General features: G+C 73.9%; 22 protein-coding genes. 6 read left to right on the top strand and 16 right to left on the bottom strand.

Going from position 1 to position 25,116, the window contains the following annotated elements:
• Positions 1-10 precede the first annotated feature (10 nt).
• From AB0O11_RS14210 to AB0O11_RS14200, 3 genes are all read right to left on the bottom strand, one after another.
• Positions 11-1,447 carry a hypothetical protein gene (locus AB0O11_RS14210; RefSeq protein ID WP_363385682.1) on the bottom strand — a complete coding sequence of 479 codons (1,437 nt, stop codon included), beginning with the start codon at positions 1,445-1,447 and terminating at the stop codon, positions 11-13.
• 38 nt (positions 1,448-1,485) lie between these two features.
• Positions 1,486-1,935, bottom strand: a complete 450-nt coding sequence (locus AB0O11_RS14205; protein ID WP_363385679.1) for a hypothetical protein — start codon at positions 1,933-1,935, stop codon at positions 1,486-1,488.
• Between the two features lie 97 nt (positions 1,936-2,032).
• Positions 2,033-2,746 (bottom strand): endonuclease V, encoded by a 714-nt coding sequence (locus AB0O11_RS14200; RefSeq protein ID WP_363385676.1) that lies wholly within the window; start codon positions 2,744-2,746, stop codon positions 2,033-2,035.
• Positions 2,747-2,968: 222 nt separating this feature from the next.
• Between AB0O11_RS14200 and AB0O11_RS14195 the strand changes: the two genes are divergently transcribed.
• Positions 2,969-3,250 (top strand): hypothetical protein, encoded by a 282-nt coding sequence (locus tag AB0O11_RS14195; protein WP_363385673.1) that lies wholly within the window; start codon positions 2,969-2,971, stop codon positions 3,248-3,250.
• Between the two features lie 36 nt (positions 3,251-3,286).
• Here the strand turns inward: AB0O11_RS14195 and AB0O11_RS14190 are convergent, their stop codons facing one another.
• Positions 3,287-4,009 carry an RDD family protein gene (locus tag AB0O11_RS14190; RefSeq protein ID WP_363385670.1) on the bottom strand — a complete coding sequence of 241 codons (723 nt, stop codon included), beginning with the start codon at positions 4,007-4,009 and terminating at the stop codon, positions 3,287-3,289.
• Positions 4,010-4,081: 72 nt separating this feature from the next.
• Entirely contained in the window at positions 4,082-5,671 is a 1,590-nt protein-coding gene (locus tag AB0O11_RS14185) for an RDD family protein (RefSeq protein WP_363385668.1), read from the bottom strand.
• Between the two features lie 405 nt (positions 5,672-6,076).
• Here AB0O11_RS14185 and AB0O11_RS14180 point away from each other — a divergent pair, with 405 nt between their 5' ends.
• Positions 6,077-6,493, top strand: a complete 417-nt coding sequence (locus tag AB0O11_RS14180) for an SsgA family sporulation/cell division regulator (protein WP_363385665.1) — start codon at positions 6,077-6,079, stop codon at positions 6,491-6,493.
• 128 nt (positions 6,494-6,621) lie between these two features.
• On the opposite strand, the gene AB0O11_RS14175 is transcribed toward AB0O11_RS14180, so the two are convergent.
• The 3 genes from AB0O11_RS14175 to AB0O11_RS14165 form a co-directional block, all read right to left on the bottom strand.
• Entirely contained in the window at positions 6,622-8,022 is a 1,401-nt protein-coding gene (locus AB0O11_RS14175) for a glycosyltransferase 87 family protein (RefSeq protein ID WP_363385663.1), read from the bottom strand.
• Between the two features lie 150 nt (positions 8,023-8,172).
• The gene (locus AB0O11_RS14170) at positions 8,173-9,681 is read right to left on the bottom strand and encodes a HAMP domain-containing sensor histidine kinase (protein ID WP_363385661.1); all 1,509 of its coding nucleotides are present in this window, start codon (positions 9,679-9,681) and stop codon (positions 8,173-8,175) included.
• The gene (locus AB0O11_RS14165; RefSeq protein ID WP_363385658.1) at positions 9,678-10,382 is read right to left on the bottom strand and encodes a response regulator transcription factor; all 705 of its coding nucleotides are present in this window, start codon (positions 10,380-10,382) and stop codon (positions 9,678-9,680) included. The genes AB0O11_RS14170 and AB0O11_RS14165 overlap by 4 nt, the downstream gene beginning before the upstream one ends.
• A gap of 134 nt (positions 10,383-10,516) precedes the next feature.
• On the opposite strand from AB0O11_RS14165, the gene AB0O11_RS14160 reads away from it, so the two are divergent.
• Entirely contained in the window at positions 10,517-11,065 is a 549-nt protein-coding gene (locus AB0O11_RS14160; protein ID WP_363385655.1) for a hypothetical protein, read from the top strand.
• A gap of 27 nt (positions 11,066-11,092) precedes the next feature.
• On the opposite strand, the gene AB0O11_RS14155 is transcribed toward AB0O11_RS14160, so the two are convergent.
• A complete protein-coding gene (locus AB0O11_RS14155; RefSeq protein ID WP_363385652.1) occupies positions 11,093-11,635 on the bottom strand; it encodes a VOC family protein in 543 nt (180 codons plus the stop codon).
• A 204-nt stretch (positions 11,636-11,839) separates the two neighbouring features.
• Between AB0O11_RS14155 and AB0O11_RS14150 the strand changes: the two genes are divergently transcribed.
• Positions 11,840-12,397 (top strand): Lrp/AsnC family transcriptional regulator, encoded by a 558-nt coding sequence (locus tag AB0O11_RS14150; protein ID WP_363385649.1) that lies wholly within the window; start codon positions 11,840-11,842, stop codon positions 12,395-12,397.
• Positions 12,398-12,771: 374 nt separating this feature from the next.
• Here the strand turns inward: AB0O11_RS14150 and AB0O11_RS14145 are convergent, their stop codons facing one another.
• From AB0O11_RS14145 to AB0O11_RS14135, 3 genes are all read right to left on the bottom strand, one after another.
• Complete coding sequence (locus AB0O11_RS14145) at positions 12,772-13,578, bottom strand: S16 family serine protease (RefSeq protein WP_363385647.1); 807 nt, start codon at positions 13,576-13,578, stop codon at positions 12,772-12,774.
• 38 nt (positions 13,579-13,616) lie between these two features.
• Positions 13,617-14,267 (bottom strand): helix-turn-helix domain-containing protein, encoded by a 651-nt coding sequence (locus AB0O11_RS14140; protein WP_049654777.1) that lies wholly within the window; start codon positions 14,265-14,267, stop codon positions 13,617-13,619.
• Positions 14,268-14,660: 393 nt separating this feature from the next.
• On the bottom strand, positions 14,661-16,493 hold the full coding sequence (locus AB0O11_RS14135) for a DEAD/DEAH box helicase (protein WP_363386091.1): 1,833 nt from the start codon (positions 16,491-16,493) through the stop codon (positions 14,661-14,663).
• A 310-nt stretch (positions 16,494-16,803) separates the two neighbouring features.
• Between AB0O11_RS14135 and AB0O11_RS14130 the strand changes: the two genes are divergently transcribed.
• On the top strand, positions 16,804-17,229 hold the full coding sequence (locus AB0O11_RS14130) for an SsgA family sporulation/cell division regulator (protein WP_363385645.1): 426 nt from the start codon (positions 16,804-16,806) through the stop codon (positions 17,227-17,229).
• Between the two features lie 125 nt (positions 17,230-17,354).
• Here AB0O11_RS14130 and AB0O11_RS14125 read toward each other — a convergent pair whose 3' ends face one another.
• The 3 genes from AB0O11_RS14125 to AB0O11_RS14115 are packed head-to-tail and all read right to left on the bottom strand — an operon-like array spanning position 17,355 to position 21,879.
• The gene (locus AB0O11_RS14125) at positions 17,355-19,916 is read right to left on the bottom strand and encodes a rhomboid family intramembrane serine protease (protein WP_363385642.1); all 2,562 of its coding nucleotides are present in this window, start codon (positions 19,914-19,916) and stop codon (positions 17,355-17,357) included.
• Positions 19,913-21,238: an alpha/beta hydrolase-fold protein gene (locus AB0O11_RS14120; protein WP_363385640.1), complete on the bottom strand. Its 1,326-nt coding sequence runs from the start codon at positions 21,236-21,238 to the stop codon at positions 19,913-19,915. The genes AB0O11_RS14125 and AB0O11_RS14120 overlap by 4 nt, the downstream gene beginning before the upstream one ends.
• Positions 21,235-21,879: a class F sortase gene (locus tag AB0O11_RS14115; RefSeq protein WP_363385638.1), complete on the bottom strand. Its 645-nt coding sequence runs from the start codon at positions 21,877-21,879 to the stop codon at positions 21,235-21,237. Before AB0O11_RS14115 ends, AB0O11_RS14120 begins: the two co-directional genes overlap by 4 nt.
• Positions 21,880-22,281: 402 nt before the next feature.
• On the opposite strand from AB0O11_RS14115, the gene AB0O11_RS14110 reads away from it, so the two are divergent.
• Entirely contained in the window at positions 22,282-23,589 is a 1,308-nt protein-coding gene (locus tag AB0O11_RS14110) for a hypothetical protein (RefSeq protein ID WP_363385636.1), read from the top strand.
• A 3-nt stretch (positions 23,590-23,592) separates the two neighbouring features.
• Here AB0O11_RS14110 and AB0O11_RS14105 read toward each other — a convergent pair whose 3' ends face one another.
• Positions 23,593-25,032 (bottom strand): MFS transporter, encoded by a 1,440-nt coding sequence (locus AB0O11_RS14105; protein WP_363385633.1) that lies wholly within the window; start codon positions 25,030-25,032, stop codon positions 23,593-23,595.
• Between the last annotated feature and the right edge of the window lie 84 nt (positions 25,033-25,116).

The following is a 25,116-nucleotide window of genomic DNA, read 5'->3' as shown; positions in this document are numbered from 1 at the left end:
AGAACCAGAGTCATTTCACCACGTTCGAATTGGCGGACTCCCCCGACGCCCAGGTCTCCTCGTCCTCCACCAGGAAGTCCGGCCGCTTTCGAGCCTTCTCCTTTTCCCTGGCACGCCCATGAGACCCGCCGAGCGGGACTGCGGACCCCGAGGATGCTCCAGAGGCAGGGGTCGACTCCATCCGAGGCCGGTTGCGTTGCCCCAAGCCAGAACCGCCCTCGGTGAAGGACCGTTTGCTGCCAGGAGCCGCTTCACTCGCAGACGCCTTGCCCCCTGGTACCGCGCGCCCGCCGTCGCCGACTACCGTGCCGCCCGTTCGGCCGGCTCCGGGTCCGACCGGGCCGGGACTGCCTCCGTGGATACCCTCAGCGCCCCGCGCAGAGCCGCCACGAACTTCGCCCGGCACTCCCCGCTGGTCATTCCGGCCGGTCGTCCCCCGCTCGACGAGTGTCTGCTTCTCTCGTCCACCGGCGAACTGGCCGGGCATCGGTTCTCCATTACCAGGCCCGAGCCACGTGGGGCCAGCACCGGCCTGTGGCCCAGACGCGGTGGGGGCCGGCGTGCCCGTGACACCGACCGGCGACGGCCCAGCCACCGTGGGCTTCGAAACGGTGTTCACGCCGTCGACGGCGGTTCCCGCCCCGTAGTTGGCCGCCGCGGGATTCCCTGACGCCTTGGCCGTTCCGCCCTTGATCCCGGGTTCCGCCGGGATCGGCGTGCTTCCTGAGGTTGTCGACAACTTAGGAGCGACACCGCCGTTGCTCACGCTACGGGTCCGGGGCGCCGTCGGGGCATCCGCGGTCCTGCCGAAGGGCCCTCCGGCCGAATGCAAGTTGCCTGCGCCCAGGCCGGTCATCACACCGCCCGCCGCAACGAACGCGCTTTGATCACTGGCAGCCTGGTCGGAGAAGTCGTCCCGCCCCCCGGGGTTCACCGGCGGCTTCTTCGAGTCGTACGGCGGCGGGGGCTTCAGGGCCGGGGTGGCGATGCGGTAGTGCATGGCGAGGGTTTGCATGATGGCGGCCGCTTCGGCCTTCTTGCGGTCGGCGACGGGGATGTGTTCGTCCTCGTCTCCGAAGAGGGCGTCGCCGACGGTGTCCTTGACCTTGTCCCAGTTGCCGGGTTCCTCGGGCATGTCGCGCTTGGCCTTGGCCATGGCCTCGGAGGTGTTGTGGAGGATGTTGGCCGCGTCGTTGGCATAGGCGGCCGCGTTGTTGATGCTGGCGGCCAGCGTGAGCATGCGGGTGTGGAAGGCGTCGCTGGTGGTGCCTTCCCAGGAGGTGGCGGCTTCGGTGCTGGCCCTGGTGAGGGTCAGGCGGATCTGCTTGAGGGTGTCGGCGGCCTTGCGCCAGGGGTCGCCGGCGGCCATCACCGCGCCGGGGTCGAGGGCCTGCGCCATCTTGCGGAGCTGGGCGTGGCTGTACTTGGTGAAGTCGGTGTAGACCACGGGCGGTCGGCCTCCGTTCGGGTCCGGGCGGGCGGCGGTCAGGCGGTGGCGTTGCCGCGGTTGGAGGGGGTGGGGTTCTGCTGGGCCGCGGCCTGGCTGCTCGCGGAGGGGTGGGCGACGGACCAGCCGTCGTCGCCGAGCTTGAGCTTGGCGGCGGTGTGCTGGTCCTGCTCCTCGTAGTTGGTGGCGGTGAGGTCGGCCTTCTGCTGGGCCTCGTTCACGGCTTCCTGGAGCTGGTTGAGGACGTCGCGCAGCGCGTCCCGCATGGTGCCGTAGCGGCCGTGGATCTCGGTGGCCTCGGCGAAGGTCCCGAAGGCACTCTTGCCGATGCCGCTGCGGCCGTGCGCGTCGGTGCCGTCGGCGTGCTTCTGGAAGTCGGCGAGCAGCAGCCGTACTTGGCCGGCGAAGGTGCGGAGCTGTTCGACCTCGATGCGGTAGCCCTGTCCGGCTCCGCCGGTAGAACCGGTACCGGTGGTCCCTGATCCCATTTCGGCGCCTCCCCCGTGCGTCCGTCCCTGGCGGTCGGGGCCGGGCCCCGGTGTCTCATGTCTAACACACCGGGCCCGAATCCCGCCCGGGGCATGGTCAGTTCGCGGTCGTCCCGGTCCGCCGGGCGTCCGCGAGGGCGCGTCGGCAGAGGGAGTCCGCGTGCCTGGTGGTTTCGGGGAGGCGGTAGTGACGGGCGAGGTCGAGGGTGGTGCGGACGGCGGTGTCGAGGCCGGTCCGGTGTCCGACGGAGACGAAGACGGGCTTCACGCCGGCCCTGGTGCGTACGGCGCGGCCGACCTCCTCGCCGGTGGCGGGGTCGGTGAGCGGGGTCCAGGAGCCGCGTGCCGCGCCGGGTTCGTGGTGGTCGAAGGTGAAGGGGGTCTTGGCGACGCCGAGGGTGCGCAGCCCGGCGAGGACGCCGAGGTGGCTGGCGAGGCCGAGGCGGCGGGGGTGGGCGAGGCCGTAGCCGTCGCAGACGACGGTGTCGGGGGTGCGGGTGAGTGCGGCCAACGCGTCGAGGACGGCGGGGAGTTCACGGAAGGCGAGCAGCCCGGGGACGTACGGGAAGGCGATCCGGCCGACGGCGGTGGCCTGTTCCACCACGTCCAGGGTGTCCCGGTCGAGCAGGACGGCCGCGGCGGCGACGAGGTCGTGGTCGTCGTCGTAGGCGACGTCCACGCCCGCGATCAACTCGCCGGGCCCCTCGTCGTCGCGCCCCTCGTCGTCGTGGGCCTGGACGAGCGGACGCAGCCGCTCCTGTTCGGCGAGCGCCTCGGCCTCGGTGGTGGGCCAGTCGGCGGGGATGGGCATGGTCGGTTCCCCCGGGTGTGGTGGTGTGCGGTGGTGCGTGGTGTCGACAGGTTCCGGTTCACCGTACCGACCGGGCCGGACGACCCCGGGATGAGCCCGTGCGCCCCCTGTGCCCCCGCGCCCGGCGTCTAGCCTGGACGTACCCGGCTCCCCCGCGGGGCAGGACCACCGGAACCGCCACCACTCCCGCCCGTTTCCCCCGACGCGCGAAGGACCCCTGCCATGCCGCGCCCCTCCGTCGCCCAGGCCTGCCTCGGCTCGTTCACCGTCGTCGCCGCCACGGTGGCACTGCTGGCCGTCTCGGGCGCCTCGGGCGTCCTGGCGGTCTCGGTGCTGGTGGGGTTCGCGCTGGCGCTCGGCACCGTGGTGACGGTGCTCTCGATGTCTGCCGCCGCGGCCGGGTCCGGCGCCATGGAGGCGGACCCCGCGGGCCCCGCTGACCCGGCCGGGGCGGCGGGCCCCGCTCCGGCCGCTGCCGGACACGCGTACGCCCGGCAGCGCTGATCCGCCGCCGGGCGCAGGTGCGTCCCGCGTCGCCGCTCAGGCCTCCGTGGTGACCACCACGGTCTTCGCGGCCTTGTCGTGCAGGCACTGCCGGTAGGGCGTGTCGAAGACGCCGAAGAGTCCGTCGATGATCCACCAGAGCACGGCGCAGCAGAGCACGGCCGGGACGATGAACACCGCGGCACGGGTCCAGGCGGCGGACTGGGTGGGCTTGTTCCCGTCGACGAGCATGGCGACGCGGATCTTCATCGCCTTCTTGCCGAGGGTCTGGCCGTCCCGGCTGAGCATCAGGGCCTCGTAGACGAAGTAGATGGTGCAGCCGAGCCAGAACGCCTCGGTGGAACCGTTGCGCGCGCCGAGGTCGACGAAGGGCCCCACGATGATCACGGCGACGGCCTGCACCAGGAGGTAGTCGATCAGCCGGGCGAGGATCCGCCTGGGCCAGGTGCCGATCGGCGGCATTCCGGGGACAGGGCCTGCTCCGGGGGTGCCGTACGCGCCGGGGCCGTAGCCGGGCGGCGGCTGGTCGTACGGAGGTTGGCCGTACGGGTTCCGGTAGGGGTCCTGGCCGGGGGCCGGGCCGCCGCTCCCGCCGTAGGTGCCCTGGTAGGCGCCGGGGCCGCCGGACTGGTCGCTGGACGGGGTCGGGCCCGACGGCTCGCCTTCCGGCGTGCCGCCGCCCGGCTGCGGGGGCTGCTTGTCGAAGGAGGGCTTACCGCCCCCCTCCGGCTGGGGGCCTGAGGGGTCGTGGGTGCTCATGTCCCCGAGTAGAACATCACACATTCTCGATGTTCGGGACATTTTGTCCGTTTTGCTCGGGCCCAGCGAGCCTCAGCCGCGCACCACCCGGGTGCGGGCCGCGCGGTCCTGCCAGCCCCGCCGCGCCGCACGGTCGAACACCGGCCAGACCAGGCCGAGCAGCAGCACCGTGCCCAGCTGCCGCACGGCCCACCGGAGCAGTGAGCGGCCGAGGCTCAGCCGGGTCCGGGCGGCCGGGGCCGCGGCGTCCACCACGCGGATCCGGGCCAGCCGCTTGCCGAAGGTCTGGCCGGTGCGGGCGACCGGCAGCACCTCGTAGAGCAGGCTGACGAACAGCAGGATGCCGATCAGCACGGCGACCTTGCCCAGCACCACGTCGTCCACCAGCCAGACCTGGATCTGACGCCGGCTGAGGGCGCTGGCCATCCGGGCCTGGTCGAGCTTCCGGTGGAGGTGGTCGTAGACCGAGCGGCCGAGCGGAATGCCGGCGGCGACGGCGACCACCAGCAGTACGGCGGTGTCCACCGTCCGCGCCGCCAGCCGGCGGCCGAGGCCGGCCGGCCCGGCGACCCGGGCGGTCCGGGCCGCCCGGGAGGGCGCGGGGACGGGGTCGGCGCCGGACGGGCGGGGCTGGACGGCGGTCTCCCGGACCGTGCGTCCGGCGGGCAGCGGGGCGGTGGGGCCTGAGGTGGTCACCGCGACAGCGGCCACGGGCTGCGAGGCGACAGCGGCCGGGGCCGGGACGGGCGCCGGGGCCGGGGCCGGAACCGCCTCCTCACCGACCACCGGCACCGGGCCGGAGGCCAGGACGGCCGGCACCGGCGCCTCCCGCACCGCCACCCCCACGGCGGGAGCACCGGCGGCGGCCAGTTCCACGGCAACCGGAGCGCACTCGGGCTCCACAAGCCCCTCCTCCGCTTCGAGCGCCTCCGGAAGCACCCCCCAGGAGACCCAGCGCGGCGCGCCGCCCGTCTCCATCAGGCCCCGCTGCGCCCGCGGATCGGCCTGCCACCCGGACTCCCCGGCGACCGGCGCCGGACCCGGACCCGCCTCGGGCACCGCGCCGACCGCCACCGGACCGTCCATCGCCCCGGACGGCCCGGTGCCGGCGAAGCCCGACGGCACCCCCGACGACATCCCCGACGAAGCCCCCGGTCCGTCGACCGTCCGGAACACCGGCCCGCCGATCACCTCCGCCACCCGCGGCCCGAGCACGAAGGACGCCCCGCCCGAGGTCTGGTCGAAGTACACCGGTCCGGTGTCACCCCCACCCGCCGACAGCCCGACCTGTACCTCCGCCATCGGCCCCGAGACCATCGGCCCCGGGACCACCGATCCCGGGGCCACCGCCTCCGCGGCCGCCATCCCGGGCGCCACCACCCCCGGCGCCGACCCCTCCGGCAGCATCTCCCCCAGCAGCGCCGCCTCCGGCACCACCGGCGACGGCACCACCCGCGCCGCCCCGTCCGGAGCGGGCCGCCGGGTCGCGTACCGGGGCGGCTTCAGCAGCTCGCCCTCGGCGGGCGCGGGCCGGCTGGTGCCGGGCACCCAGGCCGAACCGCCCCAGTACCGGACGAAGCCGGGAACGGAGGGGTCGGGGTAGTAGCCGGGCTCGGGTGCGACGGCCGGGCCGCCGTCGGCGGCGAAGGGGCGGTCCGTCATCGGGTCTTCTTTCCTGGCAGGTCCTGACGAGGACGGTGCGGGCCGACCGGGCCCGACCACCGCAGACACGTCCGCCCGCGCGCATGACCAGGCGCGCGCCCGGCACTCGGCGCGCGAGGGGGCACCACCGATGGGCGGAAAGTCGCCGGACAGTCACAAAGGGTAGTGCCTCACCGGAGCCGCGACGGAAAGTTCGCGATTCCCCGGACAGCGAAGGGTCGCCCAAGGTAAAGAACCCGGCGCACGACGATTGCTCGCGCCAGGCGCCACCCTTCGTTCACCACCCCTCACCGAACTTCCCGAAGAAATCCCGGAAACGTGTGTAAGAGCCGGTGCGGACCGCCCTCTCAGAAGTCACAGGGGCCCGGAACCGGGCACCGCCCGAAGGCAGAGAGGAAGACGATCATGGAGCGTCCCGTCAGCGTCGTCGAGCACGAGCTGGAGCTCAACCTGGTGCTCTCGCCGGAGCAGAGCGTCCCCGTCCCGGCCCGGCTGTCCTACGGCAGCCACGACCCGTACGCGGTGTACATCACCTTCCACCTGGACACCGGGTCCCCCGTGACCTGGGTGTTCGCCCGCGAGCTGCTGGTCGAGGGCACCTTCCGCCCGTGCGGCCAGGGCGACGTGCGGATCTGGCCGACCCGTTCGGGCCGGCGCAGCGTGCTCTGCCTGGCGCTGAGCTCGCCCGCCGGGGACGCGCTGCTGGAGGCCCCGCTGCCGGCCGTCGCGGCCTGGCTGGAGCGGGCGCACCGGCTGGTCCCGCCGGGCAGCGAGCTGGCCGCGCTGGACATGGACGGCTCGCTCGCCGAGCTGCTCGCGTAGGCGTGCGCCGCAGCGTGCACCGGCACGTACAGCAGCACGGGCACGACCGCCCGCGGGAAGCACGGGGACGAGCAGCGGGCTCGGCGGAAGGAGCGGGAGCAGGGGGCAGCAGCGGCACCCCCGCCGGCTCAGCGGGTCGCGGGGGCCTGCTGACGACCGCGGGCGGCGTCCGGACCGCCCCCGTCCCGCTGTCCGGGCAGCCGGACCAGCGGTGCGCCGGCCGAACGCCGTCGGGCCCTTATCCGGACGGCGGCCGCGAGCAGGAAGCAGAGTCCGACCCACGGGTAGACCGAGGTCGGCAGCTGGCGCCACGGTGACATGTCGAGGACGGCCAGGCCGACCGGCTTCGCGGCCCACATCGCGAAGGAGAGGAAGGCGACCAGCGTGGCCCAGAAGACGGCCCGCCAACGCAGCCGGCGGACACCGGCCGGGCGGGCGTGCTCGGCCGAGGCCTCGGCGGCGAGCAGGACGAGCATCGGCACGCACCAGACCCAGTGGTGGGTCCAGCTGATCGGCGAGATCAGTACGGCGGTGACGGCCGCGCAGCAGACGCCCCAGGCCTCGGCCCGGGGCATCCAGCGGCCGCTGCGCACGGCCCAGGCGGAGACGGCGAGGCCGGCCAGCGCGACCAGGCCCGCCCCGAGGGTGGCGACGGTGCCGGGGTCGGTGGTGTGCAGCAGTCGGGCGAAGGCGCCGCGCATCGACTGGTTGTCGACGATCCAGGTCTTGCCGACCCGGGAGGAGTCGTAGAGGTACTTGGTCCAGAAGCCCCAGGTGGCGTCGGGCAGGACCAGGGCGCCGAGCAGGAAGGTGCCGAGGAAGGTGAGGCCCGCCACGAAGGCGGCCCGGATCCGGCCGGTGATCAGCAGGTAGACCGCGAACAGGCCGGGGGTGAGCTTGATGCCGGCGGCGATGCCGATCGCCACGCCCTTGCTCCGCCGGCTGTCCGGACGGGTGAGGTCCCACAGGATCAGGCAGGCCAGCGCGAGGTTGATCTGGCCGTAGCGGAGCGTGGTGAAGACCGGTTCGAGCCAGACCCCGAGGCCGGTCACCAGGATGACGCCGACCGGCCGCAGCTCACGGCGCGGCCAGCCGACCAGCTTGAAGGACAGGTGGGTCAGCAGGGCGAGCAGCCCGATGTTGCCGAGAGTGATCGCCACCCGGAGGAAGGGGACCGGGAACCAGGTGGTCGGGACGAACAGCATCGCCGCGAACGGCGGGTAGGTCGCGGGCAGGTTCCACTCGGTGACGCGCAGCGCGTACAGGTCGGTGCCGTTGGCCACGGCGGCGCCCTCGGCCCGGTAGACGATCATGTCCACCATCGAGGTGTGGACGAAGTGGCGGACCACCGCGTACACCAGCAGGGACAGCAGCGCCACGGCGGAGGCGGCCAGCAGCGGACGGCGGGGGGCCTCGCGCAGCGCCCGGACGGGAGCGCCGAGGGCCCGGCGCAGCCGGTCCGACAGGGGGGCGGGCGAGGGGTCGGGTGCGGTCCGCACCGGGCTGCGCTCGTCTTGCACCGCTGTCACTGTCCACTCCGTCCACGGCTGGGCCAACCAGCGACGATACCGGATGCCGTCCGGCCGGAACCGGACACGGCCGACTACTCGGCGTGACGAAGTGGCCCTGACCGGCCCTTCCGCCGGGCGGCCGTGTCGTCCGCCACCCCGGCCCACCCGTCACTTCTGGAACAGCGCGCCCATGGTCCGCCGCCGGCCGCCCCGCGCGGGCTCCGCCTCCTGCGGCCGGGTGTGCAGCCGCAGCCGGGTCTCGGCGCCGCCGAGCACCGCGGAGCGGCCGAGCGCGACGTCGCCGCCGGTGGACTCGGCGAGCTTGCGGACGATGTCCAGGCCGAGACCGGTGGAACCCTCCCCGCCGTGCCCCTCGCCGCGTCTGAGGGCGGCGGCCGGGTCGCTGTACCCCGGTCCGGCGTCCCCGACCAGCACGATCACCGAGCAGTCGGTGGCCAGCACGTCCACCGAGAAGTCGGTGCCGACCGCGGTGTGCCGGAAGACGTTGCCGAGCAGCGCGTCGACGGCGGCCGCCAGGTCCCCGCGCTGGACGGGCACCGGCGCCGCCCGCTCGGCGCCGGCCAGCTGCCAGCGGCGCCCCTCGTCCTCGGCCAGCGCCGACCAGAAGGCGACCCGCTCCCGGATCACCTCGGCCGCGTCGCAGCCGACGGCGACGGCGGGCGCGTCCTCGGGGGCACGGCGGGCCGAGCGGATGATCTGGTCGACCTCGCGCTCCAGCTGGGCGACCGCGTGCCGGGTGGCGTCGGCCGCGTCCCCCTCGCCGAGCGAGGCGGCGTTGAGCCGCAGCACGGTCAGCGGGGTGCGCAGCCGGTGCGACAGGTCGGCGGCCAGTTCCCTTTCGGCGGCGAGGAGTTGGACCACCCGGTCGGCCATGGTGTTGAACGCGTGGCCGGCCTCGCGCAGTTCCTCGGGGCTGCCCTCGACCTGCTTGCCCTCCACCGGGACCCGCACCGAGAGGTTCCCGGCGCCGAGCGAGCGGGCGGCGGCGGCCAGCCTCCGCGCGGAGGCGACGATCCGGCTGCCCATCCGGTCGGCGACCAGCACCGAGATGGCGACCAGGCCGAGCGCCACGGCGGAGAGCACCTGCCAGGCCGTGGCGACGCCCCGGGTGAGGTCGCTCTCGGCCACGAACACCTCGACCACTGCGGTCCGCCCGGTGTCCACCGCGACCGGCTGGAGCAGGACGTACCCGCCGGCCACCTTCACGGTGAAGGAACGGCCCTGCCCACCGGCCGTAGCCACGTCGGCCGCGGTGGCGTGCCCCTCCCCCAGCGTCGGCCCCCCGGGCTCGCCGGGACCGGCGAGCCCGGCCGTCCCGAGGCCGCTCCCGCCGCCGTGGACCGCGTCACCGCCACCCGCCCCGGCAGCACCCGCTCCGGCAGGCTGCCCGGCCGCCGGAAGGTGCACCGCCATCCGCCCCTGCCCGCCGGCGTCCGTACTGGCCAGGGCCCGGTTGACCGCCTCCTCGTCGGTGGTGATCGCCAGGGCCGGCCCGAGCGCCGCGGCCTGCCGCTCGGCGGCGGTGAACGCCCGGTCCCGCGCGGTCTGTTGGACCATCATCCCGAGCGGGATCAGGAAGGCCAGTGCGACCATGGTGGTCCCGGCCACGGCGGCCTTGATCAGGGCCCAGCGCAGCGAGCGCCCGAACCGCCTCATGTCCGGTGCTCCGCCAGGCCTCCGGCGGCTTCCAGCCGGACCCCGACGCCCCGGACGGTGTGCAGGTAGCGGGGGTTGGAGGCGGTCTCGCCGAGCTTGCGGCGCAGCCAGGAGAGGTGGACGTCGATGGTCTGGTCGCCGCCGTAGGTCTGCTGCCAGACCTCGGCGAGGATCTCCTTGCGGGGCACCACCACGCCGGGCCGGGCGGCCAGGAAGGCCAGCAGGTCGAACTCACGGCGGGTCAGGTCGAGCAGCCGCCCGTCCAGCGCGGCCTCCCGCCGCTGGAGGTCGATCGCGAGTCCGCCGACCCGCAGCACCTGGGCGACGGGCGCCGCGCCGCTGCCGAACCGGCGCAGCACAGCGGCCATCCGGGCGCTGAGGTGCTCACCGGAGAAAGGTTTCACCAAGTAGTCGTCAGCGCCGTCGTTGAGCAGCCGGATGATCTCGGCCTCGTCGTCCCGGGCGGTGGAGACGATCACCGGCACATCGGTCAGGCCCCGGATCATCTTGAGCGCCTCGCTGCCGTCCAGGTCGGGCAGGCCCAGGTCGAGGATCACCAGGTCGCAGCCGACCTGGGCGACCTCCCGCAGCGCCTCCAGAGCCGTGCCCACACTGCGGACCGCGTGACCGGTGTCGGTCAGGTGGCGGATGAGGGCGGAACGTACGAAGGGGTCGTCCTCGACCACGAGCACTGTTGCCATGGGCCTGCACGGTACGCCATCGCCGGTCAGTGGTCTGTACCTCGGGGGTGGGTCCGGACATTGTGCAACTCCCCTGCTGAATACCGGGGGTGCCGGTCTCCATCCGTATGGAAATACGGCAGGATGTGCGGACGATGCGGAACGGACTGGTACAGCTCGGCGCCTGGGCGGCGGCCACCGGGGCGGCGGTGGCGCTGTCCTGGCTCGGCGTGCACGCGGTGCTGACCGGCGCCGCGTTCGAGCGGCCCACGGCGCTGCCGCTGCCGTCCCTGAAGGCCGACGGCACGCCGCACTCCGCGCCCCCCACCCCCGATCAGCCGCGCTCCGCAGCACAGTCCACGATCGCCTCCCCGCCGGCCGCCCAGACCACCACCGCCGCCACCACCGCCCCGCACGACCCGGCTCCGGTCACCACCGCCGCACCGCCCACCCGCCGGCCCGCCCCCACCGCCACCACGACGTCCACGGTGAAGAGCTACCCGGTCCCGGGCGGCAAGGTCGCGCTGGACCTGAAGCCGGACCGGGCCACCCTGGTCTCCGCCACCCCGGACCCGGGCTGGCAGATGCAGGTGTGGACCAACGGCCAGTGGCTGCGGGTCGACTTCACCCGGGGCGACGAGGCCAACTCGGTCTTCGCCTCCTGGAACGGCCACCCGCCGATCGTGGAGACGGCGGTCCGCTGACGGGCCGTCCCGCCGCCCGGCGCTCCGTCAGAAGCCCTCGCACGGGACGTATCCCGGCAGGTACGGCCCCACGTACCCCGCCCGGTCCACCAGCGTGTGCCTGGTCCCGCCCGGCACCCCGATGGTGGCCAGCACCACCGCGCCGTAGTCGTCCCGCACCTCGTGCGGCTCGGCCAGCGACAGCGCGCCCCGGTCCACCGCGTAGTCGTAGGCGTAGTAGGCGTCCGGCACGCTCACCGCGAGGTCCAGCACCCCGTCCCCGTACCGGTCCAGGTACGCGGCCAGCTCCCGGCCGCGCGGGCCGGTGGTCCGCACCGGGGAGGTGAGCACGATCCGCGTCCCCGGCGCGACGAGCACGTACGAGAGCGTCTCCGGCTCACCGGTCTCCGGCCCGGCGTACGCGGTGCAGCGCAGCCCGAGCGCGGCGCAGTAGCGGCGGGCCGCCCGCTCGGCGTCGGCGACCGCGAAGACCACGGCGTCGGCGCGGCCCATCGGCAGCGGCCCCGCCTCCGCCGGGTCCGGCAGGAGGCCTGCCCCGAACAGGGTGGGTTCGGCGGCGGTGTCGGTCATGACTGCCCTCCCGGTAGGCGTACGGACCATCGTGGCCGCCCCCGGGCACCGGGGACGGGGCCCTGTGCGCGGGGGTGTGGCTGGAGGGTGGCGCCGGGCCGACCTGCGCGCAACTGTTCCGTTTCCTCCTGGTCAAGCTGTGCCCCGGAACGGAAGAATCGGCCGCACCGCTGTACAGAATGCCCACCACAGGACGGTGCCGCGATGCCCCCCGCTCACGTTCCGAGCTCTCCCGGCTCGCCCAACTCCGCCACCCCGCAAGGCGCTTCCACCTCCCCGGCGGGCGGCACCAACGACGCCATCGACACCCTGGACGGCCGGCTGATCCGGCTGCTCGCCGAGGAGCCACGGATCGGGGTGCTGGAATGCTCGCGCCGGTTGCAGGTCGCCCGGGGCACCGTGCAGGCCCGGCTGGACCGGCTCCAGGCCAAGGGGGTGATCGGCGGCTTCGGCCCGGAGGTGGACCCGGCGGCGATCGGTTACCCGGTGACGGCCTTCGCCACCCTGGAGATCTCCCAGGGCCAGGGCGCGGACGTGCGGGCGCACCTGGCGAGCGTGCCGGAGGTGCTGGAGCTGCACACCATCACCGGGATCGGGGACATGCTGGTGCGGATCGTGGCCCGGTCCAACGCCGATCTGCAGCGGGTGATCGACCGGGTGCTGGGCTTCGACGGGATCGTCCGCTCGTCCACCGCGATCGTGCTGGAGAACCCGGTGCCGTACCGGATCCTGCCGCTGGTGGACCAGGCCGCCGCCGAGTAGGAGGGTCCGGGCGGCCCTGCGGGACCCGGCGTGCCTGCCGCTGCTGCCGTGCCAGGGCCCGCGGCGGGCCGTCCCGATCACCCGGTTCCTGGGGGCACCTCCCGGCCGAAGGCTGGGGGGCGTACGCACTCGGCACGGCGGGGGCGGCGGCGCCGATCGTCGCGGGCAACGGCATCGGCACGATCTCGCTCTCCCTGCCGATGGCCCAGGCCCACCGGCCGGCCGGGATCGCCGCCCAGCTGCGCACCCGGATGGGCGACGACTTCGCCGCGGTGGCCTTCGGGATCCGACCCCGCCGGCCTCCGGGATGCGACCCCGCCCCTCCGGGATCCGACCCCCGCCGGCCGGGCCGACCTCGCGGGGGGGACGCCCGGTCAGCAGGAGGGGACGCTGCCGCCGCTGTTGAGCGCCTGGAGGGCGGAGACCGCCTCGCCCAGGGTGCCGACCGGCACCAGCCGCAGCGACTTCGGGGTGTTCACCTTGGCGTCCGTGCACTCGTCCTTGGGCAGCAGGAACACCGTCGCACCGTCCCGGGCGGCCGCCTGCGTCTTCAGGGGGACGCCGCCGACCGGGCCGACGGTGCCGTCCTCGTCGATGGTGCCGGTGCCGGCGATGGTGAGCCCACCGGTGAGGTCGCCGCCCTTGCCGTCGCCGGCCAGCTTGTCGACGATGCCCAGCGCCAGCATCTGGCCGGCGCTCGGGCCGCCGACCTCGCCCAGGTCGATCTTGACCTTCACCTGGTCCGGCGACAGGTGGAGGTAGTTCAGCGCGGCCACGGTGGCGGCGTCCTGCGACTCGGCCATCTGCCGGGCGGTCGCCTCGTCGGCCTTCACCGGGTTGCTCTCCGGGTAGACCGTCTCGGTCGGACGCACCGCCTCCTTCGGGTCGAACCACGCCTGCATCGAGTGCCAGAAGGAGTTCTTCTGCCCCGCGTTGGTCGCCGTGATGGTGACCATCCGCAGCTCGCCCTCGGTGGTGCGCAGCGGCGCCCCGGTGATGGTGATCACCGGCCTGTCCTGGAACGTGCCCAGGGTGTCCGCGGTCAGGCCCGGCCAGGTGATGGTGTACGGGAGCGGGACGAAGGCGGCCACGCCGAACAGCGCGGCGACCAGCGTGCCGCACAGCGTGAGCGCGCGGGTCCGCGGGGAGGTGAGGGCCTTGGGGAGCTTGGTGTCGGACACAAGGGGAATCCAAACACACCCGACACCCTGCGCGGGTGCTACCTCAGGGCGTCGGCCACCTCGGTCGCCGCCTCCACCACCCGGGGGCCGACCCGCTCGGGCACCATGCCGTTCAGCATCACCACGCCGACGCTGCCCTCGATGCCGCTCAGTCCGACCAGCGCGGCGGCCGCCCCGCTCGCCCCGGACTGCTCCTCCGCGCGGGTGATGACGAAGCCCTGCTCGGGCCGGCGCTGGCTGGGGAAGGTGCGCGCCTCCAGGATCGCCCGGCCGGCCGCGCTCTCGGTGAGCGGGTGGCGCAGGCCGGTCCGGTAGGCGACGTGGAAGTCGGTCCAGCTGGGCTCGACCACGGCGACGGCCAGCGCCTCGTTGCCGTCCACCAGGGTCAGGTGGGCGGTGGCGCCGAGGTCCTCGGCGAGGCTGCGCAGGGCCGGCAGCGCGGCCTCGCGCAGCAGCGGGTGCACCCGGTGCGCCAGCCGCAGCACGCCGAGGCCCACCCGGGCGCGTCCGCCGATGTCCCGGCGGACCAGGCCGTGCTGCTCCAAGGTGGCCAGCAGCCGGTAGACCACGGTCCGGTTGACGGCCAGCCGGGCGGCCAGCTCGGTCACGGTGAGCCCCCGCTCGGAGTCGGCGAGGAGCTTGAGGACCCGGACGCCGCGGTCCAGGGTCTGGGAGGTCTCGGCAGTCACGACGGGCAATCCTTTCCGCGGCGCTCGCGGCGGGCGGCGCCGTTCCAAGGCCGGTGTCGCGCGCAGGTGGGGGTGGCCGCGCTCGGGCCGCACGGCGTCGCCCTTGACGCGCACGGCCCTGCGGCGCCGTCCCGCGGGGGTTGCCCGGCGGGAAGAGCGTGGGGGAAAGCTAGTGAAGGAAATGACGCGGCGGAAGTGGTTGTCCAAAATTCGGGCGTGATCGACTTCAACGCCGCCTCGGATTCCGGACAAACCCCCGCGATCCACCGGGTGCGTCAGGGTGCGGGCGCGCCCCCGGTCCGATGTCCGGACGCGCCGGAGCGGACGGGGCGTCCGGACACGACCGGGGGCGCGCCCTCCGCCTGAGCGTCCCTCCGCCCGCTTCCGGCTCCGCTACTTGGCCCACTCCCGGATCTTCGCGATCCGCGCCTTGAGCTGGTTCGCGGTGGCCTGCGCGGTGAGCGGCCCGCCGCACTGGCGGCGCAGCTCGTTGTGGATGGTGCCGTGCGGCTGGCTGGTGCGGTGGTGCCAGGCGGCCACCAGCGCGTTCAGCTCCTTGCGCAGCTCCCGCAGCTCCTGGTGGGTGACCACCGGCCGCTGCTCGGCCGGCAGCTCCAGCAGGTCGGCCTCCTCGGCGGGCTTGGTCTTGCTGCGCTGGATCTGCCGGTGCTGGCGCTTCTGGAGCAGCATCTGCACCTGGTCCGGCTCCAGCAGGCCCGGGATGCCGAGGTAGTCCTCCTCCTCCTCGCTCCCCGGGTGGGCCTGCATGCCGAACTCCATGGCGTTGTACAGCACCCGGTCGAAGACCGCGTCGGAGCCCAGCGCCTCGTAGGAGAACTCCTCGCCGCCCGCGCCGTCGGGCCCGTCGTTGGCCCGCTCGGCCTCGGCGAGCAGCCGGTCCTCCTCGTCGAAGAGGCCCTCGCCTTCCTTCTTCGGCCGGTCCAGCACGTGGTCGCGCTGGAGCTCCATCTCGTTGGCGAAGCCCAGCAGCAGCGGGATGGTCGGCAGGAACACCGAGGCGGTCTCGCCGCGCTTGCGGGCGCGCACGAAGCGGCCGACGGCCTGGGCGAAGAACAGCGGGGTGGAGATCGAGGTCGCGTACACCCCGACGCAGAGCCGGGGCACGTCGACGCCCTCGGACACCATGCGGACCGCGACCATCCAGCGCGAGGTCCCCTCCGCGTAGTCGGAGATCCGCTTGGACGCCTCGGCCTCGTCCGAGAGCACCAGGGTGACCTTCTCGCCGCTGATCTCGCGCAGCATCTTGGCGTACGCGCGGGCCACGTTCTGGTCGGTGGCGATGACCAGGCCCCCGGCGTCCGGGATCGCCTTGCGGACCTCGGTGAGGCGCCGGTCGGCGGCCTGGAGCACGGCCGGGATCCACTCGCCCTGCGGCGACAGCGCGGTGCGCCAGGCCTGGGCGATCAGGTCCTTGGTCATCGGCTCGCCGAGCCGGGCCTCCAGCTCGTCGCCGGACTTGGTGCGCCAGCGCATGTTGCCGCTGTAGCTGAGGAAGATCACCGGGCGGACGACGTGGTCGGCCAGCGCGTGCCCGTAGCCGTAGGTGTAGTCGGCGACGGACTTGCGGATGCCGTCGCCGCCCGCCTCGTACGCCACGAACGGGATCGGGTTGGTGTCCGAGCGGAACGGCGTCCCGGTCAGCGCCAGCCGGCGGGTGGCCGGCTCGAAGGCCTCGAAGCAGGCCTCACCCCAGGACTTGGAGTCACCGGCGTGGTGGATCTCGTCCATGATCACGAGGGTCTTGCGGGCCTCGGTCCGGTTGCGGTGCAGCATCGGGTTGACCCCGACGCCCGCGTAGGTGACCACGATGCCGTGGTAGTCCCGCGACAGCGGCCCGGAGGAGTACGCCGGGTCCAGCCTGATGCCTATCCGCGCGGCGGCCTCGGCCCACTGCTTCTTCAGGTGCTCGGTCGGCGCGACGACGGTCACCTGCTGCACCAGGTGGTTGTGCAGGAGGTACGAGGCCAGGGTGAGCGCGAAGGTGGTCTTGCCTGCGCCCGGGGTGGCGACCGCGAGGAAGTCGCGCGGCTGCGTCTCGATGTACTTGTCCAGCGCACCCTGCTGCCAGGCCCGCAGCTTGCCCGCGGTGCCCCAGGGGGCGCGGCCGGGGAAGGCCGGGGAGAGGTGGTGCGAGCCGGTGGGCGCGGCGTGGCCGACGGACCGGACGGGCGCCTGCGGCTCCGATACGTCGGAGAACAGCGGCATCGAGGAGGCGGCGGCAGTACTCACGGTCTCCGAGGGGGATCATCGCAGGTCAGAGGCGGTTTATCGGCCTCGCCCCGCGGTCGGGCGGCGATCGGACAACCCGCCCAGCGTACCGGCCCGCCGCCGTTCGGACCTCCAGGCGAGGCTCCGCGCCGGGCCCGCACGGCCGGAAATCGATGTGACCCGGATCACGTCGAATACCTCGTGGAACCGGGTAAGCACCACGGGTCCCGGGACTCTCACCAGGGTGAGGCCGCACCAACCCCACCTGCCCTAGCGCGGCCTCGCACCGAACCGAAGGGACCCGTCCGTGCGCACCGCCGAAGAGACCGTCCAGGCCCGCCTGATCCTCTCCGCCCACCGCTCCGTCCGGCTGCGGGTGGTGCTGTCCTACCTGCCGGAGGACCCGCTGGCCGTCCGGATGGCCTTCCCCGCCGAGTTCTCGCTGGACGACCCCGCCGAGCGCCGGGACAGCGAGGACATCGTCTGGATCTTCGCGCGCCAGCTGCTCTCGGCCGGCATCGAGCTGCCGGCCGGCGTCGGCGACGTCCACGTCCGGCCCGCGGTCGGCCGGCGGACCATGATCGAGCTGCGGGCCCCCGAGGGCACCGCGCTGCTCCAGTTCGACACCGCCGACCTGCGCCGCTTCCTGTGGCGCAGCCGGCTGCTCGTCCCCGAGGGCGAGGAGCACCTGCACCTGGACGCCGACCGCGCGCTCGCCCAGCTGCTCGGCTGACGGGCGCAGGCGTCCGGGAGCGCCCCCGCGCTTCCGGGCCGCCGTTCGCCCACTCGGCGACTCCCTCCTCGGCAACCCGGGTCCGGGGCCCGGGAAGCCCGTGCGGCCGCCCGCCCCGGGGCGGTTCAGCCCGAGAGCCTGCGCATCAGCCGGACGCCCTGTGCCGCCGTCAGGTGCGGCAGGTACGCCTTGCCGATGGCCCTGGTGATGCCGGGCAGCGCGGCCGGGTCGGGGTACGCCATGTACATCGGCCGGTACTCCGGCTGGAACTTCGCCTTGAACGCCAGCAGCGACCGGAAGCCGTACACCGGCTCCAGCACCTTGCCCATCCAGTCCAGCATCCGCTGCAGCCCGGTGGGCTCCTCGCCCTGCCCGGTGCGGGCCAGCGGCGCGCCCGACAGCGACAGGAAGCGCGCACCCTCCTCCTTGAAACCGAGCGCGGCCGAGGCGATCAGGAACTCGCTGACGCCGCGGAACCCGTCCGAGCGCCTGCGCATGAAGTCCAGCGTCCAGCCGACCGGCACGCCGTCCTCGTACACCGGCATCCAGCTGGTCAGCCCGTGCACCGTCCGCTGCTCGTCCACCGCGACCAGCACCCGCACGTCCGGGTCGTCCAGCTCGTCCAGCCCGCCGAGCGTGAAGCCCATCTCCGGCAGGCCCTTCTCGGAGACCCACTCCTCGGAGATCGCCCGGATCTGCTCCCGCAGCGCGAGCGGCGCCTCGTGGTACGACCACCACTCCGCGGAGATGCCCTGCTTGCCGGCCTTGTTGAGGGCGGTGCGGATGTCCTGCCACTTGCGACCGGTGAAGGCCAGCTCGGGCAGCGGCACCACGGTGTCCTCGGCGACCTGCACCGAGCGCCAGCCGAGCTGTGCGGCGGCGGCCCTGGTCTCGCCGCAGACGCTGTAGAAGCACGGCGTCCAGCCGCGCGCGTCGCAGTACCGGGCGAAGCCGGCCACGGCCCGGGCCCGGTCCTCCGGCGCGCCGAACGGGTCGCCGGTGGTCAGCGCGACGGTGCCCACCACCCGGTAGGCGACGGCCGTCCGGCCCTGCTCGTCGAACCAGTAGTGGTTGCCGTCCCAGGTGGCGATGAACGAGAGCGTCCCGCCGCCGTGCTCGGTCAGCAGCGCCCGCGCCCGGCCGGCCGCCGCCGCGTCGGTGTGCAGCACCGGACGGCGGAAGACCGACAACAGCACGGCCAGCGCGACCGCCCAGAACGCCAGCCCGCAGTACGTCTCCAGGAAGCGCGCCACCGGTCCGACCGCGATCGGGTAGTCCGGCAGCAGGTCGTTGTACGCGGGCGGCAGGAACTGGGCCGGCAGCCCGGCCACCAGCCGGCGGACGGTCGCCCCCGGCTCGAACTGCCCGGCCACCAGGCGTCCGAGCCCCACATAGGCGGCCGCGGAGGCGAGCGCCGCGCCGCCGAGCACCAGGGCCAGCCGGCGCACCGATCGGCCGGACAGCCGCAGCAGGAACCGCTGGCGGGTGGCCACCAGTAGGACGGTGGTCAGCAGCGGCAGCAGCAGCGCCTCGACGAAGTACTGCACCACGTCCCGGCTGACCGGCCCGGCGTCCAGGTACAGCCAGCACAGCAGCGCCGCCCAGAGCAGCTCGGTGGCCACGGTGACCAGCCAGGCGAACCGCAGTCCCCGGCGCAGCCCCTCGGCGAGCACCAGCAGCAGCGCCGGGAACAGCGCGGCCATCATCCGGCCCGGGGTGTCGAAGATCCGGACGACGGCGTGCGCGCGGGCGCAGTCGTGCGCCGACAGCGCACAGAAGTCGGCCACCTCGTCCGGGCTGAGCCGGTGGGAGAAGTACAGCTCGGAGAAGGTGTTGAACGGCCCGGTGGCGTTGTCGTACAGCGAGGCGAGCAGGGGCCCGAAGGCGGCGGCGACCAGGCAGAGCGCGACCAGCACCCGGGTCTCGGAGTGCGAGGAACGGTGCGTGCGCAGGTGCGGGCGGCCGCGGCTGACCAGCGCGCCCAGGCCGAGCCCGACCAGCGCGCCGGCGCACCGCTGGACGCTCTGCAGGTGGCCCACGTACAGCGTCATCACCAGCGGGCCGAGCAGCACCAGCAGGTGCAGCCGCCGGCGCCAGAGCACGGTGAGCCGGTACCCGAGCACCCCGGCCAGCGCGAACACGCCGACGCCTGGGCCGACCGAGATCTGGTCGGCCACCGAGGCGGTCCACTGCTCCCCCGCCGAGGAGCCGAACGCGACCAGCGCGGTGCCCAGCAGCGTGCCGGCGACCTGCCCTCCGACCAGCACTGCGAGGGTGCGCGGCCACCCGAGCCGGTGCTCGGCGGCCGGGCCGACCAGGAGCAGCAGCAGGCTGGTGAACACGTACGAGCCGCTGCCCGAGCACCAGAACATCGAGGTGACCGGCGTCCACCAGTGGCCCTCGGCCAGCGTGGACAGGCCGATCCCGGCCCTCTCCAGCAGCCGGTCGGACGGGCCGTGGCCCAGGCTGCCGGTGGCCGCGCCGAGCAGCCAGAGCCCGGCCAGCAGGGTCAGCGTCAGCGGCGCCGAGCGCAGCCGGGAGCCGAGCACCCGGGCCGCCCGCCGGACCCGCTGCGGGCGCGGCTCCGGCGTCCGGGTGACCGGGGCCCGGTCGGTGCCGCGCTCGGTCGGGCGCTCCGCGTCCGGCCCGGACCCGTGCTGCTCGCCGACGGCGACCAGGGCGTTCACCGGGTCAGCCCGATCTGCTGGGCGAGCCACGGGAGCTGCTGGGCGATGCCGGGGCGGAAGACGACCCAGCCGTGGCCGCCCGGCATCAGTTCGAACTTGGACTTCATTCCGGCCGCCTGTGCGGCCTGGTAGACCTTCTCCATCTGCGGTCTGAACTCCTCGTCGGTCTCGCCGACGACCAACGCGACGTTGGTGTCCGGGAACTTCTTGCGGGCCATCACCTGGAGCGGATCGACCGCGTCGAACTTCTTCTCGTCACCACCGAACGCGGCCTTGACCGTCTGCTCCCGGCTGCCCAGGGTCGGTTCCTCCTGCCCGGACATGTCGAGGACGGTGCCGTACACCTCGGGCGCGTTGACGCCGAGCTGGAGCGCGCAGGTGCCGCCCATCGAGGCGCCCCCGATCGCCCAGGACTTCCGGCCGGTCGCGGCCTGGAGGTTCTGGTGGACCCAGTCGGGGACGTCCACCGCCAGATAGGTCTGGGTCTTGGCGATCTTCGAGTCCAGGCAGAGCGTGTTGGCCCAGGTGGAGCCGAGCTGATCGGGCATCACCACGATCGGCGCGAGGCCGCCGTGGTCCGCCGCGAAGGCGTCCAGCGCCTCGTTGATCTGGGCGGAGAGCACCCAGTCCCCCGGGACGCCGGGCTGACCGGTGATCATCACGACCACCGGCAGCAGCGGCCGCGGGGTGGCCTGGTAGGCGGGCGGGAGGTAGACGTAGGCGTCGCGGGCCTTGAAGCCCGACTTGGTGCCGGGGATCGGCATCACCGAGACGGTGCCCTTCTCGGGCAGGTCCGCCGGGGGCTGCCAGACGTCCTCCAGCGGCTTGCCCGGCGGGGCGGCCATGACCTGGCCCGCCTTGGCGGCGACCATCCCGTCGGTCTTGGTCAGCCACGGCGCCAGCATCACGCGCCCGCTCGGGAACTGGCCGAAGCCGATGTTGACCTCGGAGGAGGCCATCAGCACCACCAGGCCGCTCAGGCCCAGCGCGAACCCCCGCCGCCGCCAGTCGAGCCGGCGCATCCGGTAGCCGGCCAGGCAGAGCCCGAGCAGGGCGACGGCTATCCACCAGGTGACGTACCGGGGCGTGCCCTCCGGGAAGGGGTGCCACCAGCCGTCGACCACGACGTCCAGCAGCAGGCTGAGCGCCGCGGCGGTGAGCAGTGCGGCGGGCAGGCGGACCCGCCACCAGCTCCGGCCGCGGCCGACGGCGAGCGCGAACAGCGCCGCCCAGCCGACGGCCAGCACGGCGTGCGGAATCAGGCCCTCGGTGAGCGGCCAGTCGATCGGGTTCCAGCGGGAGGCAAGGGTCTGCGTGCTCATGCGGCTTTGCCCGGCGGGGTGGTGTCGGCCAGGAACCCGTAGGCGACGACGTTGCCGTCGTAGCCGTGTTCCTCGCTGTACGAGCCGCCACAGGTGATCACCCGCAGCTGCGCGTCAGTGGCCTGACGGTAGACCCGGTCGTCCGGGAAGTCCTTTCGGTCGTGCACTTCGATGGCGTAGAGCTGGTAGACGGCGGTGGCGCCGTCCACCCGGGCGATCTCGATCCGGTCCCCCCGACGGAGCGCGCCCAGATGATAGAAGACCGCGGGGCCGGCCTTGTTGTCGACGTGTCCCACCAGGATCGCGGTGCCGCGCTGTCCGGGGCCCGCCCCGCCGCGGTACCAGCCGGCGAGGTTCCGGTCCGCCTCGGGAGGGGTCTGGAGGTGGCCGTCTGCGTCGAGTCCGAGCGCGGTGACCGGAGCGTCCAGCCGCACCGCCGGGATGCGGATCCGGGTCGGCACGGACGGGCCCAGCGGCGGGACGACCGAGACCGGCGCGATCCCGGCCTGGGCCTGGCCGGCCCCCGGTGCAGGCGGCGGCACCGACGAACCTCCGTCGTGCAGCAGCCAGGCACCGAGCACCAGAGCGGCTCCGGCCGCCAGGGTGCCCGGCCAGGGCCCCCTGCTCTGCTGGACGCCCACGGGCGCTCCCCTCTGCCGACGGAACCCCGCTTCCTGGGAGTTTCCTGGGAACAATTCAACCGGAACGGACTGTAAAGCACGTCCGTACGACGGTCGTATCGGCACCCGCCGATCGGCAGGTCCGACGGCCTCTTCTCTGCACTGCGTGGGCGTCCGGTCGCGGAGCGCAACGGCCGCCTCCCGCATGCGATCGCCGCGGGAACACGCCCGACAGAGCTATCGACGGTTCAACAGGTCCGATCGGTTGCGTCGTTCGAGCGATCGCACACGACCGCGCGCCGTGCCTCTTCGACCGGTCTCACCCTCATGCCATGCTGACCCGGTTACGGGTTCTATCACCCACGTGTCCGGCTGGACTCCGCACTCCCCCATGCTGCCCACCGCCCCACGAACGGAGTGACCATGGAAGCCCTCTCCCGCCGCACCCTGCTGACGGCCGGCGCCGTCACCGCCGCCACCCTGGCGGCCGGCTGCGGCAGCAACCACGCCGCCGGCGGGGAGCGGGTGAGCGGCACCGCCGTCCCGGCCACCGGCACGGCCCAGGAGCAGGGCAGCACCGCCACCCCGGCCCCGGCCCCGATCCCCCCGCCGAAGGCCGTCCTGATCGGCGACGGCTCCACCTCGGACACCGGCGCCCAGCCGCACCAGCCCGTCCCCGAGCAGCTGCGGCCCGGCCGGCGCCCGCCGCAGTTCGTGGTCTTCTCCTGGGACGGCGCCGGCGAGCTCGACAACGGCCTGTTCGCCCGCTTCCGCCGGCTGGCCCGGGAACACGACGCGAAGATGACCTTCTTCCTCAGCGGCCTCTACCTGCTGCCCGAGTCCAAGAAGGACCTCTACCGCCCGCCGCAGCACCGGGTCGGTGCCTCCGACATCGGCTACCTGAGCGACCGGCACATCCGCGACACCCTGGAGAACGTGCACGCGGCCTGGCTGGAGGGCCACGAGATCGGGACCCACTTCAACGGCCACTTCTGCGGCTCCACCGGCGTCGGCAAGTGGTCCCCGGAGGAGTGGGACAGCGAGATCGAGCAGGCGATGGGCTTCGTGACGAACTGGCGCACCAACACCGGCTTCACCGACCTGCCGGCGCTGCCCTTCGACTACCGCAAGGAGCTGATCGGCAGCCGCACCCCGTGCCTGGAGGGCCAGCGCAACCTGCTGCCCACCGCGGTCAAGCGCGGCTGGCGCTACGACAGCAGCGGCAACGGCACCCAGGTGTGGCCGCAGAAGATCCAGGGCGGCGCGCTCTGGGACCTCCCGCTGCAGTCCATCCCGTTCCCCGGGCACACCTTCCAGGTGCTCTCGATGGACTACAACATCATGTACAACCAGTGCGGCCCCAACACCAAGGCCGACCCGGCGCTCCACCCCGGCTTCCAGGCCCAGGCCCGCGACGCCTACCTGATGGGCTTCGACCGCACCTACAACGGCAACCGGGCGCCGTACGTCATCGGCAACCACTTCGAGGAGTGGAACGGCGGCATCTACATGAACGCCGTCGAGGAGGTCCTCAAGGCCATCGCGGACAAGCCGGAGGTCCGGCTGGTCTCCTTCCGGCAGCTGGTCGACTGGCTGGACGCCCAGGACCCGGCGGTGCTGCGCAAGCTCCGGACCCTCGCCCCGGGCCAGTCCCCGGCCGGCGGCTGGGAGGCCTTCCTCGGCGCCCCGGCGGGGGCCGGGGCCCCCGCCGTCGCCGCCGCCACCGGCTGACCGTCAGGTCCGGGTGCGGACCCGGCCGGAGAGCAGCGCCCCCAGCAGCGACACCCCGATGCTGGTCAGGAACACCACCGCGAAGGCGCCGGGCGACCCGGCGCCTTCCGCCGTGTCGTGGAGGGCGGCCACCGAGCCGCCGCCCAGCGCCGCGAACAGCACCCCGGCCAGGCCGGTGAGCAGCACGTTGCCCAGCGCGTCGCTCATCTGGAGCGCGGCCGAGTTGGCGCCGGCGTCCTCCGGCCTGGAGAGCTTCATCATCAGCACGCTGACGGACGCGATGGTCAGTCCCATCCCGAGGCCGCCGACGCCCCAGGCGACCGCGGCCACCCAGGCCGGCACCGCCGGGACGAGCACCAGCGCGGCGCCCCCGATCGCCACCACGGTCAGCACGAAGCCGCCCCGGATCATCGGCACCCGGAAGCGCTCGGCGGCGGGCCGGCCCTGGAGCCACGAGCCCAGCGCCCAGGTGAGGCCGCCGCTGGTCAGGGTCAGCCCGGCCAGCGTCGGCGAGAGGCCGCGCCGGCTGGTCATCATCAGCGGGATGAACACCTCGGCGGAGAAGAACGCCCCCGCCGACACCCCGCGCAGCAGGATCACCGCCGGCAGCCCGCGCACCGCGCGCAGCGTCCCGGCGGGCAGCAGCCCGAGGACGGCCGGCACCAGCAGCGCCGCCCCGGCCGCCCCGGGGATCAGCCCGATCAGGTCGAGGCGCTGGCCGGCGTACTGCACCAGGCCGGCGCCGACCGCCGCCATCGCGGCCAGCCGGGTGCGGCGGCGGTCGAAACCGCCGCCCTTGGCCACCGGGTGCTCACGCTCGGAGCGGGCCAGCGCCGGGCCCATCACGGCCAGCGGCAGGAGGATCAGCACCGGCACGGCCAGGAACACCCAGCGCCAGCCCAGGTGCTGGGTGACGGCCCCGGCGACCAGCGGGCCGACGATCGAGGGCAGCACCCAGGCCGAGGAGAAGGCCGCGAACACGGACGGCCGCAGCCGCTCCGGATAGGCCCGGCCGACCACCACGTACAGCGCGACGATCACCAGCCCGCCGCCCAGGCCCTGGATCGACCGCCCGGCCACGAACACCCACATCCCGGGCGCCGTCCCGGCCACCACCAGGCCGACGCCGAACACCGCGATGCCGGTGAACAGCGGTTGCAGCGGGCCGCGCCGGTCGCACCACTGACCGGAGACGACCAGGGCGAACAGCGTGCTGGTGAAGTACCCGGAGAAGGCGAAGGCGTACAGCGAGACGCCGTGCAGCTGGCGGGCCGCCGTCGGCATCGCGGTGTTGACGGCGGTCGCCTCGAAGGCGATCACCAGGACCACCGAGACGATCCCCAGGGTCAGCGCGCGGTAGCGGCCGCCGAGCACCCCGCCACCGGGGTCGTCGTCGAGGGGTATCGGCACGGGGTCGACCGAGGTGGGGGAGGCAGTGGTCATACGTAACATCGTAAGAGCCGTCTGCCTCGATGGCCCCTGACCCCGGTCGGTGATCGGCTCGGTCCCGCGTCCTGGGACGGCGGC

This window comes from Kitasatospora sp. NPDC093102 (assembly GCF_040683915.1).
GTDB lineage: Bacteria > Actinomycetota > Actinomycetes > Streptomycetales > Streptomycetaceae > Kitasatospora.
The sequence above is the reverse complement of the archived record's forward strand: the minus strand, read 5'-3'. Positions and strand labels throughout refer to the sequence as shown.